Raw genomic sequence first — 14057 nt, 5'->3', positions numbered from 1 at the left:
ACGTGCGACAACTGGCAACAATACTCTTATCTCTGGCGGTGCTTGTCACCGCTGGCTGTGGCTGGCACCTGCGCAACACCACGGCAGTGCCTGCCCAGATGAAAACCATGATCTTCGACTCCTCGGATCCGAACGGTCCGCTGAGCCGTGCCGTCCGTAACCAGCTGCGTCTGAACGGCGTTGAGCTTGTAGAAAAAAGCTCGCTGCGCCAGGACATTCCGTCACTGCGTATTCTGGGTATGACCCTGAGCAAAGACACCGCGTCTATCTTCCAGGACGGACGCACGGCGGAATACCAGATGGTGATGAACGTGAACGCTGCCGTGCTGATCCCGGGTAAAGACATCTACCCAATCAGCACCAAGGTCTACCGTTCGTTCTTTGATAACCCGCAAACTGCGCTGGCGAAAGATGCCGAGCAGCAAATTATCATCAACGAAATGTACGACAAGGCAGCGGAACAGCTGATCCGCAAGCTGCCGAGCGTCGAAGCCACGAAGAAAGACGGTACTGACATCGTCGACAAACCGGATGCGAACTCGCCGCCGGTGTCTACCTCGATGGGTAACTGATGATCAGGTTGTATCCTGAACAACTCCGCGCGCAGCTCAATGAAGGGCTGCGCGCGGCGTATCTGCTACTCGGAAACGATCCGCTCCTGCTCCAGGAAAGCCTTGATGCCATACGCCACGTTGCGGCGGCGCAGGGTTTCGACGAGCACCACACCGTTCAGATCGACAACAGCACCGACTGGAACGCCCTTTTCTCGCTTTGCCAGGCGATGAGCCTGTTTGCCTCGCGCCAGACCATTCAGATCCTGCTGCCGGAAAACGGCCCTAACGCGGCGATCAACGAACAGCTGGCAACGCTGGTCAGCCTGCTGCACGGCGATCTGCTGCTGATCGTGCGCGGCAACAAGCTGACTAAAGCGCAGGAGAACGCCGCCTGGTTTACGCAGCTGGCGGCCAACGCGGTGCAGGTCACCTGCCAGACGCCCGAGCAGGCGCATCTGCCTAAGTGGGTTGCCGCTCGCGCTAAGCAGCACAACCTCCAGCTGGACGATGCCGCCAATCAGCTGCTCTGCTACTGCTATGAGGGCAACCTGCTGGCGCTGGCGCAGGCGCTGGACCGGCTCTCCCTGCTGTGGCCTGACGGCAAACTGACCCTGCCCCGCGTTGAGCAGGCGGTTAACGACGCCGCGCACTTTACCCCCTTCCACTGGGTGGATGCCCTGCTCTCAGCGAAAAGCAAACGCGCCCTGCATATTTTGCAGCAGCTGCGTCTTGAAGGCAGTGAGCCAGTAATTTTACTGCGCACCGTTCAGCGTGAACTGGTGATGCTGATCAACCTGAAACGCCAGTCGGCCCACACGCCCCTGCGCGCGCTGTTTGATAAACACCGCGTATGGCAAAACCGCCGCGCGATGACCACCGAGGCCATTAACCGCCTCAGTCACGAGCAGCTGCGCCAGGCCGTTCAGCTGCTGATGCGCGCCGAGCTGACGCTCAAGCAGGACTACGGTCAATCCGTCTGGGCCGAGCTGGAAAGTCTCTCTCTGCTGCTGTGCCATAAGGCGCTGGCAGACGTTTTTATTGATGGATAATATGCATTCTCTACAGGCACTGTATGGCGGCACCTTCGATCCGGTTCATTACGGACATTTAAAGCCGGTTGAGATCCTGGCCAACCTGATTGGCCTGCAGCGCGTTATCATCATGCCCAATAATGTCCCGCCGCACCGTCCTCAGCCCGAAGCCACCAGCGAGCAGCGCAAGGAGATGCTGGCGCTGGCGATAGCCGATAAACCGCTGTTCACCCTGGACGAGCGGGAACTGCATCGTGACACCCCCTCCTGGACTTCGCAAACCTTGCAGGAGTGGCGCGCCGAACAGGGGCCGGATAAGCCGCTGGCGTTTATCATCGGACAGGACTCGCTGCTCAATTTTCCGAGCTGGCATCAGTACGAAACCATTCTGGAAAACAGCCATCTTCTGGTGTGCCGCCGTCCGGGCTACCCGCTCACCATGCGTGAAGAACAACACCAGCAGTGGCTCGACGCGCACCTGACCGATAATATTGAAGATCTTCACAACCAGCCTGCCGGCAAAATCTATCTGGCCGAAACGCCGTGGTTTGATATTTCAGCTACCCTTATTCGCGAGCGTTTGCAGCAGGGGCTGGCCTGCGACGACATGCTGCCAGGCGCCGTTCTGGCCTATATTCATCAGCAGGGTCTGTATCAGAAAAGCGCAGAAGAATGAGCGCGATGCGCGAAAATTTCTGTTATTCACTCTCCTGCCTTGACAGGCCTGTCCATGCTGATATCCTCCGCTGCCAGACTTTCCCGCCGCGCATTGCTTTACAGAAATTGTTTTACAAAAATGGCGATGCAATCTCAGGCGGAGGGTGGGATGATACCCGCCTTCAAAAGCCCGGCCGGTGACATTTGTCCCGACACTGGCGTCAGTTCAGGTATACTGTCTGGCCACGAATTCACAGTTGCACCATCTCACTCACCCCAGGGGGAAAACTTGCAGGGTAAAGCACTCCAGGATTTTGTTATCGACAAAATTGATGACCTGAAAGGTCAGGACATCATCGCTATCGACGTTAAGGGTAAATCCAGCATCACCGACTGCATGATTATCTGCACCGGTACATCTACACGTCATGTTGTTTCGATTGCTGACCACGTTGTTCAGGAATCCCGCGCAGCAGGGCTGATGCCGCTTGGCGTTGAAGGTGAAGCGACCGCTGACTGGGTGGTTGTCGATCTCGGCGATGTGATTGTCCACGTTATGCAGGACGAAAGTCGTCGCCTGTATGAGCTGGAAAAACTCTGGGGTTAATGCGTGAAGTTGCAGCTGGTAGCCGTCGGCACCAAAATGCCGGACTGGGTACAAACAGGTTTCACTGAATATCTGCGTCGTTTCCCAAAAGATATGCCGTTCGAGCTGGTAGAGATCCCAGCGGGAAAGCGCGGCAAGAACGCAGATATCAAACGCATTCTCGATAAAGAGGGTGAGCTGATGCTGGCTGCCGCAGGCAAAAACCGCATCGTCACCCTCGATATTCCAGGTAAACCCTGGGATACGCCGCAGCTGGCGCACGAACTGGAGCGCTGGAAGCAGGATGGTCGCGACGTCAGTCTGTTGATTGGCGGACCCGAGGGGCTCTCCCCCGCCTGCAAAGCAGCAGCAGAGCAAAGTTGGTCCCTCTCCGCGCTGACCCTGCCCCACCCGCTTGTTCGGGTTCTGGTGGCAGAGAGTCTGTACCGCGCGTGGAGCATTACTACCAACCACCCCTATCACCGCGAGTAATGACTGACCAGGGTAGATTAAGCAGCGGATGAAACTACAGAATTCTTTTCGCGACTATACGGCTGAGTCCGCGCTGTTTGTGCGCCGGGCGCTGGTCGCCTTTACGGGGATTTTGCTGCTTACCGGCGTGCTGATCGCCAACCTTTATAATCTGCAAATTGTCCGCTTTACCGATTACCAAACGCGTTCCAACGAAAACCGTATCAAGCTGGTTCCTATCGCCCCGAGCCGCGGCATCATTTACGACCGCAACGGCACGCCGCTGGCGCTTAACCGCACCATCTACCAAATCGAGATGATGCCGGAAAAGGTGGATAACGTTCAGGATACGCTGGACGCGCTGAGAAGCGTTGTCGATCTCAACGACGACGATATCGCCGCCTTCAAAAAGGAGCGCGCGCGCTCGCACCGCTTTACCTCCATCCCGGTAAAAACCAACCTGACGGAAGTGCAGGTTGCCCGCTTTGCCGTGAACCAGTACCGCTTTCCCGGCGTGGAAGTCAAAGGCTATAAACGCCGCTACTATCCGTATGGCTCCGCGCTGACGCACGTTATTGGCTACGTGTCCAAAATTAACGACAAAGACGTCGACAGGCTCGATAAAGACGGCAAGCTGGCAAACTACGCCGCCACGCACGATATCGGCAAGCTGGGCATTGAGCGTTATTACGAAGACGTGCTGCACGGCCAGACCGGCTACGAAGAGGTTGAAGTGAACAACCGCGGCCGCGTGATCCGCCAGCTGAAAGAGGTGCCGCCGCAGGCCGGTCACGACGTCTACCTGACCCTCGACCTAAAGCTGCAGCAGTATATCGAAACCTTGCTCGCGGGCAGCCGCGCGGCGGTTGTGGTGACCGATCCGCGCACCGGCGGGATTCTGGCGATGGTATCTATGCCAAGCTACGACCCGAACCTGTTCGTCGACGGTATTTCCAGCAAGGATTATTCCGGCCTGCTGAATGACCCGAACACGCCGCTGGTTAACCGCGCCACGCAGGGGGTTTACCCTCCGGCATCCACGGTTAAACCATACGTGGCGGTCTCCGCGCTGAGCGCCGGGGTCATTAACCGCAATACCAGCCTGTTTGACCCGGGCTGGTGGCAGCTGCCTGGCTCCGATAAGCGCTACCGTGACTGGAAAAAATGGGGCCACGGGCATCTGAACGTCACCAAGTCGCTGGAAGAATCGGCGGATACCTTCTTCTACCAGGTCGCCTATGACATGGGGATCGACCGTCTTTCCCAGTGGATGAGCAAGTTCGGCTACGGGCACTACACCGGGGTTGACCTGTCGGAAGAGCGTTCCGGCAACATGCCGACCCGCGAGTGGAAGCTAAAACGCTTTAAAAAGCCGTGGTACCAGGGGGATACCATCCCGGTGGGCATCGGCCAAGGCTACTGGACGGCAACGCCGATCCAGATGAACAAGGCGATGATGATCCTTATCAACGATGGCGTGGTGAAAGTCCCTCACCTGCTGATGAGCACGGTGGAAGACGGCAAAAAAGTGCCCTGGATCCAGCCGCACGAGACGCCCGTTGGGGACATTCACTCCGGCTTCTGGGAAATCGCCAAAGACGGCATGTACGGCGTTGCCAACCGTGCCAACGGAACGGCGCATAAATACTTCGCCGGGGCGCCGTATAAAGTCGCGGCAAAATCCGGTACGGCGCAGGTATTCGGCCTGAAGGCGAATGAAACCTATAACGCGCACCGAATCGCCGAGCGTCTGCGTGACCACAAGCTGATGACGGCGTTTGCCCCTTATGATAACCCGCAGGTTGCGGTGGCGATGATTCTGGAAAACGGCGGCGCAGGTCCGGCGGTAGGTACCATCATGCGCCAGATCCTCGACCACATCATGCTGGGTGACAACAACACCGAACTGCCGGCTGAAAACCCGGCATCCGCAGCGGCGGAGGACCAATAATCATGACGGACAATCCAAATAAAAAATCGCTGTGGGATAAGATCCACATCGACCCAGCCATGCTGCTGATCCTTCTCGCGCTGCTGGTATACAGCGCCCTGGTTATCTGGAGCGCCAGCGGCCAGGACATCGGCATGATGGAGCGCAAAATCGGCCAGATTGCGATGGGCCTGGTGATTATGGTGGTGATGGCGCAAATCCCGCCGCGCGTGTACGAAGGCTGGGCGCCCTACCTGTATATCTTCTGTATTGTGCTGCTGGTGGCGGTGGATGCGTTCGGCGCCATCTCCAAAGGGGCGCAGCGCTGGCTGGATCTGGGCATTGTCCGCTTCCAGCCGTCGGAAATCGCGAAAATCGCCGTGCCGCTGATGGTGGCGCGCTTTATCAACCGCGACGTGTGCCCGCCGTCACTGAAGAATACCGCTATCGCGCTGGTGTTAATTTTCCTGCCTACCCTGCTGGTTGCCGCACAGCCTGACCTCGGTACGTCGATTCTTATCGCGCTCTCCGGTCTGTTCGTACTGTTCCTGTCGGGCCTGAGCTGGCGTCTGATTGGTATCGCCGTGGTGCTGGTGGCGGCCTTTATCCCTATTCTCTGGTTCTTCCTGATGCATGATTATCAGCGCCAGCGCGTGATGATGCTGCTCGATCCGGAAACCGACCCGCTGGGCGCGGGCTATCATATTATTCAGTCGAAAATTGCGATCGGCTCCGGCGGCCTGCGCGGCAAAGGCTGGCTGCACGGCACGCAATCGCAGCTGGAGTTCTTACCCGAACGCCACACCGACTTTATTTTTGCCGTTCTGGCGGAAGAGCTGGGGCTGGTGGGCATCTTGATTTTGCTGGCGCTCTACGTGCTGCTGATTATGCGTGGACTGTGGATCGCCGCACGCGCCCAGACTACCTTCGGTCGCGTTATGGCGGGCGGCTTGATGCTGATTTTATTCGTTTATGTCTTCGTAAATATTGGTATGGTGAGTGGAATTCTGCCCGTGGTGGGCGTACCGCTGCCGCTGGTGAGTTACGGAGGCTCGGCACTGATCGTGTTGATGGCCGGGTTTGGTATCGTGATGTCGATCCATACCCACAGAAAAATGTTGTCCAAAAGCGTATAAAAATAAGGGGATCGCAATGCGTAAGCAGTGGCTGGGTATCTGCATCGCAGCAAGTTTGCTTGCAGCCTGTACAAGTGATGATGGTCAGCAGCAGGCGACCGTTGCGCCGCCGCAGCCTGCGGTCTGTAACGGCCCGATTGTCGAAATCAGCGGTGCCGATCCAATCTATGAGCCGCTGAACGCAACGGCAAACCAGGATTATCAGCGCGACGGCAAAAGCTACAAAATCGTGCAAGACCCGTCCCGCTTCAGCCAGGCCGGTTTTGCCGCCATTTACGATGCCGAGCCGGGCAGCAACCTGACCGCATCGGGCGAAACCTTCGATCCGATGCAGATCACCGCGGCGCATCCAACGCTCCCTATTCCAAGCTATGTTCGCGTCACGAACCTGGCGAATGGCCGTATGATCGTGGTGCGTATCAACGATCGCGGCCCTTACGGTAACGATCGCGTGATTTCACTCTCCCGCGCCGCCGCTGACCGTCTGAACACCTCGAATAACACCAAAGTCCGTATCGATCCGATCATCGTCGCGCAGGACGGCACGCTGTCCGGCCCGGGTACGGCCTGTACCACCGTCGCAAAACAAACCTACGCCCTGCCCGCTCGCCCGGATTTAAGCGGCGGTATGGGCGGTGCATCTTCCCCGGCAGAGCCCGCTCAGCCGCAGGGTGAAGTGCGCGCCATCAGCAACGACACGCTGCAAAGCGACGACACCACGGGCGCTCCGGTGAAAAGCAGCGGTTTCCTCGGCGCACCGACCACCTTAGCTTCGGGCGTGCTGGAAGGCAGTGAGCCAGCGCCGGCGCCGGTCGTCGCCACTCCGGTAACTCAGCCCGCGCCCGTCACCGCGCCTTCTGCAACGCAGAGCGCAGCGGTCGCTGCACCGGCCGCATCCAGCGGCGGTTTTGTCGTGCAGGTGGGTGCCGTAAGCGATCAGGCTCGCGCCCAGCAGTATCAGCAGCGTTTAAGTCAGCAGTTCAGCGTGCCGGGTCGCGTTGAGCAAAACGGTGCGGTATGGCGTATTCAGATGGGGCCGTTTGCCAGCAAGTCTCAGGCGGCGTCCCTGCAACAGCGTCTGCAAAGCGAAGCGCAGCTGCAGTCATTTATCACTGTTGCAAAGTAATTAATCGGCGGTATCCGAATTGTCGGTTTGTGTAACTAACATTCACAAACTCATACCGAAAGTCGGATGCCTGCCTGTATAGCATTTGCTATAGTAAGGCACTTTTTTTAATTCCATCACGGATGTCGTAGTTCTGACCATGAAGACCACTTTTACTGCTCGTTTTGTGAAGCGCATGGCGCTGACCACGGCCCTTTGCGCAGCTGCCATGTCCGCAGCCCACGCCGATGACCTGAATATCAAGACCATGATCCCTGGCGTTCCGCAAATTGACGCGGAATCCTACATCCTGATCGATTACAACTCTGGCAAAGTTCTGGCAGAACAAAATGCCGACACCCGCCGCGATCCTGCCAGCCTGACCAAAATGATGACCAGCTACGTTATCGGCCAGGCAATGAAAGCAGGCAAATTCAAAGAAACCGACCTGGTCACCATCGGTAACGATGCCTGGGCGACCGGCAACCCGGTGTTCAAAGGCTCATCCCTGATGTTCCTGAAGCCAGGGATGCAGGTTCCGGTATCTCAGCTGATCCGCGGCATCAACCTGCAGTCAGGTAACGATGCGTGCGTAGCAATGGCGGATTTCGCCGCCGGTAGCCAGGACGCGTTTGTTGGCCTGATGAACAGCTACGTGTCTGCCCTGGGCCTGAAAAACAGCCATTTCCAGACCGTTCACGGCCTGGACGCTGAGGGTCAGTACAGCTCCGCGCGCGACATGGCGCTGATTGGCCAGGCGCTCATCCGCGACGTGCCAAACGAATACTCTATCTATAAAGAGAAAGAGTTCACCTTCAACGGTATCCGCCAGACCAACCGTAACGGCCTGCTGTGGGATAACAGCCTGAACGTGGACGGCATCAAAACCGGCCATACCGACAAAGCGGGCTACAACCTGGTGGCTTCCGCAACCGAAGGTCAGATGCGTCTGATCTCCGCGGTAATGGGCGGTCGTACCTTTAAAGGTCGTGAAACTGAAAGTAAAAAACTGCTGACCTGGGGCTTCCGTTTCTTCGAAACCGTTAACCCGCTGAAGGCAGGTAAAGAGTTTGCCTCCGAGCCAGTCTGGTTTGGCGACAACGACCGTGCTTCTCTGGGCGTGGATAAAGATCTGTATCTGACCATCCCACGCGGCCGCATGAAGGATCTGAAAGCCAGCTACGTGCTGAACACCACCGAGCTGCACGCGCCGCTGCAGAAAAACCAGGTTGTGGGCACCATCAACTTCCAGCTGGACGGCAAAACCATCGATCAGCGTCCGCTGGTGGTTCTGGAAGAGATCCCGGAAGGCAATTTCTTCGGCAAAATCATTGATTACATTAAGCTGATGTTCCATCACTGGTTTGGCTAAAAATTGAACACTTGAAAGTGTGATTTTGATCCCCATATACTAAGTATCCTGATAACTCCCACCTGACGTGGGAGTTATTATTTTTTGACGTTACGCCGGAGCTGACATGAAAACCAAACTTAACGAACTGCTTGAATTCCCTACCTCATTTACTTACAAAGTAATGGGTCTGGCGAAACCTGAGCTGGTTGATCAGGTGGTTGAAGTGGTACAGCGCCATGCGCCGGGCGACTACTCTCCGTCAGTAAAACCAAGCAGCAAGGGCAACTACCACTCGGTTTCTATCACTATTACCGCTACACACATTGAGCAGGTTGAGACACTGTACGAAGAGCTCGGCAATATCGAAATTGTTCGTATGGTGCTGTAGTCCCTCTGCGGTTACCCGGTTTGCCGGGTAACCCGCCTTCCCGCTGTGATATAATCCCCCTCACCTTTTCTCCCTTGTCTTCGGAGACACCGTTTTGTTCCAGGATAAAATCCTCGTCCGCAACCTCGGGCTGCAGCCCTATGAGCCTGTCTCTCAGGCTATGCATGACTTCACCGACTCTCGCGATGAAACGACACCAGACGAAATCTGGCTGGTTGAACACCTGCCGGTGTTTACGCAGGGACAGGCAGGTAAAGCAGAGCATTTGCTGATGACCGGGGATATTCCGGTGATCCAGAGCGATCGCGGCGGCCAGGTGACCTATCACGGGCCGGGTCAGCAGGTGATGTATGTGCTGCTCAACCTGAAGCGCAGAAAGCTGGGCGTGCGCGATCTGGTCACCCTGCTGGAACAAACCGTGGTGGATACCCTTGCCGAATACGGTATCGATGCCCACCCGCGTGCCGATGCGCCGGGCGTGTACGTTGGGGAAATGAAGATCTGCTCTCTGGGCCTGCGCATTCGGAAAGGCTGCTCGTTTCACGGGCTGGCGCTAAATATTAATATGGATCTCACGCCGTTCTTGCGCATCAACCCCTGCGGCTATGCCGGAATGGAAATGACGCAAATGCGCCAGTGGGTAGAAACAGCAAAGCCTGATATTATTCGACCTGTGCTTTTGAACAAGTTTTTAGCGCTACTTAACAATCCTCCCCACGAATATATCACTGCTTAATATATAATACATGCTGGCCCGATAATTTGACGGGCCGCTGCTTATTTCCCGCATTTACCCTTTACAATATTCAGCAGATTCTATATTTTCGAAGCGCCTGAACGCGCCCGAATATTAGCGCTACATATTATTCAGCCCACTGTTCGTGCTGATTACGAGACTCACGTAGCCTGCGTGATAATCACACAACTGTTTGTTTTCGATAAGCAAGTTACGTCCTTAAAACACTTTACGAATCTCTACAGGCATAATAAATAAATTCAACTATCATTCATATTGTGAATGAATACGGAGTGAAAGCGTGGAGTATAATAATTTACCAGCCAAACGCCTGAACGACCCCGTCGGTGAAGATAAACCGCAAATCTTTCGGACTTTACGTAATATTGATCTCAATTTATTGACTATTTTTGAGGCAGTATATGTCCATAAGGGTATCGTTAATGCTGCGAAAATTCTTAACCTCACGCCTTCCGCAATTAGTCAGTCAATTCAAAAATTGCGCGCTATATTTCCCGATCCCTTATTTATTCGTAAAGGCCAGGGCGTAACCCCCACGGCCTATGCTACCCATCTTCATGAGTACATCAGCCAGGGGCTGGAGTCCATTCTTGGGGCGCTGGATTTAACCGGCAGCTACGACAAGCAACGCACCATCACGATTGGGACATCCCCTTCGGTAGGCGTGCTGGTGATGCCTACCATCTATAAGGCCGTCAAAGAGCACTCGCCGCAGCTTTTGCTGCGCAATATTCCCGTCAGCGAGCCTGAGACGCAGCTAGCCCAGTTCCAGACCGACCTGATTATCGACAGCAATAACTTCAGCGCGCGAGCGCTCGGGCAGAACGTTCTGTATGCAGATACCCTGGTGCTGGTGTGCCGCCAGCACCACCCGGCGCTCGGCCAACCGCTGACGATTGAAAACCTGCGCAGCTACGAGCATTCGTCCTTTATGACCGAAGGGCAGACCATGAACCTTCTGCGTCAGCGTATCGATGAAATCTTCCCGGAACGTCAGGTGAGCTTCAGCAGTTACAATATGTTTACCATGGCATCCCTGATCGGCAGCAGCGATATGCTGTGCGTCATGCCCGCGCGGCTGTTCACATTACTGTGCAAATGCTGGCCGCTACAGAGCATTCCTCTGCCGCAGCTGAACACGGAATGCATTGAAATTTCTCTGCATTATAACAAGCTCAGCCTGCGCGATCCGGTTCTCGAAAACGTCATTAACGTTATCCGTCAGGCCTTCTGAAAGCCCCCGTCAGGACAAGTCCCTGCCTGGTGCAGGGCAAAACGCACAAAACAACAACTATTTTACAAATTGGCGACCTGACAGGCTGCTTTACAGGCCGTTTCAATGATATACTGCCTGTCGTTCGTTCAAAAATAGTTGATAAATACAACATTCCCTTGAATTGAAACGCTTTCCTTCGATATTCGCAACTGGAACACGCACGCTATGAGTAAACCCATTGTGATGGAACGCGGTGTTAAATACCGCGATGCCGATAAAATGGCCCTTATCCCGGTTAAAAACGTGGCTACAGAGCGCGAAGCGCTGTTAAGAAAACCGGAATGGATGAAAATCAAACTTCCGGCCGACTCTTCGCGTATCCAGGGGATCAAAGCGGCGATGCGCAAAAATGGCCTTCACTCCGTTTGTGAAGAAGCCTCTTGCCCCAACCTTGCTGAATGTTTTAACCACGGTACAGCGACCTTCATGATTCTGGGCGCCATCTGCACCCGCCGCTGTCCGTTCTGCGACGTTGCGCACGGTCGCCCGGTTGCGCCTGACGCTAACGAACCGCAAAAGCTGGCTCAGACCATTGCCGACATGGCGCTGCGCTATGTGGTCATCACCTCGGTTGACCGTGACGATCTGCGCGACGGCGGTGCTCAGCACTTTGCCGACTGCATCACGGCCATTCGTGAGAAGAGCCCAAACATTAAAATTGAAACGCTGGTGCCGGACTTCCGCGGACGTATGGATCGCGCGCTGGATATTCTGACCGCGACGCCGCCAGACGTGTTCAACCACAACCTGGAAAACGTGCCGCGTATCTATCGCCAGGTTCGTCCGGGCGCGGACTACAACTGGTCCCTGAAGCTGCTCGAGCGCTTTAAAGAAGCCCATCCGCATATTCCGACCAAATCCGGTTTGATGGTTGGCTTGGGTGAAACCAACGCTGAGATCGTGGAAGTGATGCGCGATCTGCGTCGCCACGGCGTGACCATGCTGACGCTGGGCCAGTATCTGCAGCCTAGCCGTCACCACCTGCCGGTACAACGCTACGTTAGCCCGGATGAGTTTGACGAAATGAAAGCGGAAGCGATGGCGATGGGCTTCACCCACGCGGCGTGCGGCCCGTTCGTTCGTTCTTCCTATCACGCCGATATGCAGGCGAAAGGCGAAGAAGTTAAGTAAATCTGAAATATTTATTTACATTAACGCGATAAAAAAACCGGCCACTGAGCCGGTTTTTTTTCGCTAGCCCTCAGGCTTCACGATTACTCTTTGTGAGAAAGCTTCTCAGCCGGGACGTCGTCTTCGGCGCTTTTCTTCGCTGCCGCATCATCGTCATTCATCGCTTTCTTGAAGCCTTTAATGGCAGCACCCAGATCGCCACCCAGCGTGCGTAACTTCTTGGTACCAAACAGCAGGACGACCAGTGCGGCAACCACCAGCAGTTTGGTAATACTAATCTCACCCATAGATACCTTCTTTACTTAAACAGGCTGCATTCAGCGCCAAAAACCTGAATGTATTAACGGTCATTTGGCGCGCGCACACAATAGCAATCTGTAACAAGGTGAATCAAGCATTGTTGAAAAAAACATCACAATAATTGCGGTGGCGCAAACCGTCGGTTGCGCAGGACAGGCAGCTGCTGACGCGCAAGCGCAATTCGCGCCGAAATTATCTCAGCGAAGATCAAATCGGGCCCTTCCGCCGCTGCGGCAATCGTCACGCCGAGCGGATCGATAACCCGGCTCTGGCCGATATTCTTATTGCCGCACTCCCCCGCCGCCACGACGTAGCAGGTGGTATCCAGCGCGCGGGCGGCCAGCAGCGTGGCCCAGTGATGCTCTTTTAACGGGCCTTTCACCCACGCGGCAGGCAACACCAGCACATCCGCGCCCTGAAGCGCCAGGCTTAACGCCAGCTCCGGGAAGCGCAGGTCGTAGCAGGTCATCAGTCCGATATTCATTCCGTCAATTTCAATCAGCGGAGGAATATGCTCGCCGGGATCGACAAGGCGGGATTCCTGGATGCTGAACGCATCGTAGAGGTGCAGCTTGGCGTAGCTCGCCACAATCGCACCCGCGCGCAGCACCACCAGCGTATTGACCGCCCTGCCAGCCGTGGAGGGAACATGCACGGTCAAAATGGTTGTCAGCGTGTTGCCAGCGCTTTCCGCGAGCAGCAGGCGTAAAAACCCGCCGTCCAGCGGCTGGGCTGATTTCACCGACATATCGGGATCGCTATCATCCCGCGCCAGCAGCGCCTCGGGAAGTACCAGCAGCGACGCGCCCTTTTCCCGCGCCTGTGCCATCAGCGCCACGCAGGTGCGGGCGTTTGTTTCCCAGTCCGGCGTGACCGCAAACTGCCCTACCGCAACATGCATATTTGTCCCCTGTCAGTAATCAGCGTTAAACTTGACGCTCTTACACATCAAATAGCAGGTATTCGAGTGTTACAACTACTTTTAGCCGTTTTTATCGGTGGAGGAACAGGTAGCGTTGCGCGGTGGTTCTTGAGTATGCGTTTTAATCCGCTGCATCAGGCGATCCCGATGGGAACGCTTGCGGCAAACCTGATTGGAGCATTTATTATCGGCGCAGGGCTGGCCTGGTTTAACCGGATGACCCATATCGACCCGATGTGGAAGTTATTGATCACCACCGGCTTCTGCGGCGGGCTGACCACCTTCTCCACCTTCTCTGCTGAAGTGGTGTTCCTGTTACAGGAAGGGCGTTTCACCTGGGCATTTACCAATATTGCCGTTAACCTGCTCGGCTCGTTCGCGATGACGGCGCTCGCATTTTGGCTATTTTCCTCAGCCAGCACGCAATAAGTCCCGGAGCGTTAATGTTGGCTTAATTTT

At 55.6% G+C, this 14057-nt stretch carries 16 protein-coding genes; 14 read left to right on the top strand and 2 right to left on the bottom strand.

Annotation, left to right across the window (positions count from 1 at the left end; all coding sequences use genetic code 11):
* The first annotated feature begins 2 nt into the window (after window positions 1-2).
* The 13 genes from lptE to lipA all read left to right on the top strand — a co-directional run bounded on the left by lptE (window position 3) and on the right by lipA (window position 12376).
* The gene (lptE, locus tag AB6V08_RS20840) at window positions 3-572 is read left to right on the top strand and encodes an LPS assembly lipoprotein LptE (RefSeq protein ID WP_368544708.1); all 570 of its coding nucleotides are present in this window, start codon (window positions 3-5) and stop codon (window positions 570-572) included.
* The gene (holA, locus tag AB6V08_RS20835; RefSeq protein WP_368544707.1) at window positions 572-1603 is read left to right on the top strand and encodes a DNA polymerase III subunit delta; all 1032 of its coding nucleotides are present in this window, start codon (window positions 572-574) and stop codon (window positions 1601-1603) included. Before lptE ends, holA begins: the two co-directional genes overlap by 1 nt.
* A complete protein-coding gene (nadD, locus tag AB6V08_RS20830) occupies window positions 1596-2261 on the top strand; it encodes a nicotinate-nucleotide adenylyltransferase (protein ID WP_368544705.1) in 666 nt (221 codons plus the stop codon). The genes holA and nadD overlap by 8 nt, the downstream gene beginning before the upstream one ends.
* Window positions 2262-2531: 270 nt before the next feature.
* Entirely contained in the window at window positions 2532-2849 is a 318-nt protein-coding gene (rsfS, locus tag AB6V08_RS20825; protein ID WP_368544704.1) for a ribosome silencing factor, read from the top strand.
* 3 nt (window positions 2850-2852) lie between these two features.
* Window positions 2853-3320, top strand: coding sequence for a 23S rRNA (pseudouridine(1915)-N(3))-methyltransferase RlmH (gene rlmH / locus AB6V08_RS20820; RefSeq protein WP_003858701.1), 468 nt, complete (start codon window positions 2853-2855; stop codon window positions 3318-3320).
* A 28-nt stretch (window positions 3321-3348) separates the two neighbouring features.
* Window positions 3349-5250 (top strand): peptidoglycan DD-transpeptidase MrdA, encoded by a 1902-nt coding sequence (gene mrdA, locus AB6V08_RS20815; RefSeq protein ID WP_368544703.1) that lies wholly within the window; start codon window positions 3349-3351, stop codon window positions 5248-5250.
* A 2-nt stretch (window positions 5251-5252) separates the two neighbouring features.
* Window positions 5253-6365 (top strand): peptidoglycan glycosyltransferase MrdB, encoded by a 1113-nt coding sequence (mrdB, locus tag AB6V08_RS20810; RefSeq protein WP_131633072.1) that lies wholly within the window; start codon window positions 5253-5255, stop codon window positions 6363-6365.
* Window positions 6366-6381: 16 nt separating this feature from the next.
* The gene (rlpA, locus tag AB6V08_RS20805; protein WP_368544702.1) at window positions 6382-7491 is read left to right on the top strand and encodes an endolytic peptidoglycan transglycosylase RlpA; all 1110 of its coding nucleotides are present in this window, start codon (window positions 6382-6384) and stop codon (window positions 7489-7491) included.
* Between the two features lie 139 nt (window positions 7492-7630).
* The gene (dacA, locus tag AB6V08_RS20800) at window positions 7631-8842 is read left to right on the top strand and encodes a D-alanyl-D-alanine carboxypeptidase DacA (protein WP_368544701.1); all 1212 of its coding nucleotides are present in this window, start codon (window positions 7631-7633) and stop codon (window positions 8840-8842) included.
* Window positions 8843-8948: 106 nt separating this feature from the next.
* The gene (gene ybeD / locus AB6V08_RS20795) at window positions 8949-9212 is read left to right on the top strand and encodes a DUF493 family protein YbeD (RefSeq protein ID WP_006177135.1); all 264 of its coding nucleotides are present in this window, start codon (window positions 8949-8951) and stop codon (window positions 9210-9212) included.
* A gap of 94 nt (window positions 9213-9306) precedes the next feature.
* Window positions 9307-9948 carry a lipoyl(octanoyl) transferase LipB gene (gene lipB / locus AB6V08_RS20790; protein WP_368544700.1) on the top strand — a complete coding sequence of 214 codons (642 nt, stop codon included), beginning with the start codon at window positions 9307-9309 and terminating at the stop codon, window positions 9946-9948.
* A gap of 301 nt (window positions 9949-10249) precedes the next feature.
* On the top strand, window positions 10250-11203 hold the full coding sequence (locus AB6V08_RS20785; protein WP_368544699.1) for a YbeF family transcriptional regulator: 954 nt from the start codon (window positions 10250-10252) through the stop codon (window positions 11201-11203).
* A 207-nt stretch (window positions 11204-11410) separates the two neighbouring features.
* Window positions 11411-12376: a lipoyl synthase gene (lipA, locus tag AB6V08_RS20780; RefSeq protein ID WP_259389792.1), complete on the top strand. Its 966-nt coding sequence runs from the start codon at window positions 11411-11413 to the stop codon at window positions 12374-12376.
* A gap of 83 nt (window positions 12377-12459) precedes the next feature.
* Here lipA and tatE read toward each other — a convergent pair whose 3' ends face one another.
* Together tatE and AB6V08_RS20770 are read right to left on the bottom strand one after the other, a co-directional pair.
* Window positions 12460-12663 (bottom strand): twin-arginine translocase subunit TatE, encoded by a 204-nt coding sequence (gene tatE, locus AB6V08_RS20775; protein WP_014069320.1) that lies wholly within the window; start codon window positions 12661-12663, stop codon window positions 12460-12462.
* Window positions 12664-12788: 125 nt separating this feature from the next.
* On the bottom strand, window positions 12789-13577 hold the full coding sequence (locus AB6V08_RS20770; protein ID WP_368544698.1) for a deaminated glutathione amidase: 789 nt from the start codon (window positions 13575-13577) through the stop codon (window positions 12789-12791).
* Window positions 13578-13643: 66 nt separating this feature from the next.
* Between AB6V08_RS20770 and crcB the strand changes: the two genes are divergently transcribed.
* Window positions 13644-14027 (top strand): fluoride efflux transporter CrcB, encoded by a 384-nt coding sequence (crcB, locus tag AB6V08_RS20765; RefSeq protein WP_368544697.1) that lies wholly within the window; start codon window positions 13644-13646, stop codon window positions 14025-14027.
* The last annotated feature ends 30 nt before the right edge of the window (window positions 14028-14057 follow it).

Source organism: Enterobacter soli (assembly GCF_964208575.1).
GTDB classification, from domain to species: Bacteria; Pseudomonadota; Gammaproteobacteria; order Enterobacterales; family Enterobacteriaceae; genus Enterobacter; species Enterobacter soli_A.
The sequence above is the reverse complement of the archived record's forward strand: the minus strand, read 5'-3'. Positions and strand labels throughout refer to the sequence as shown.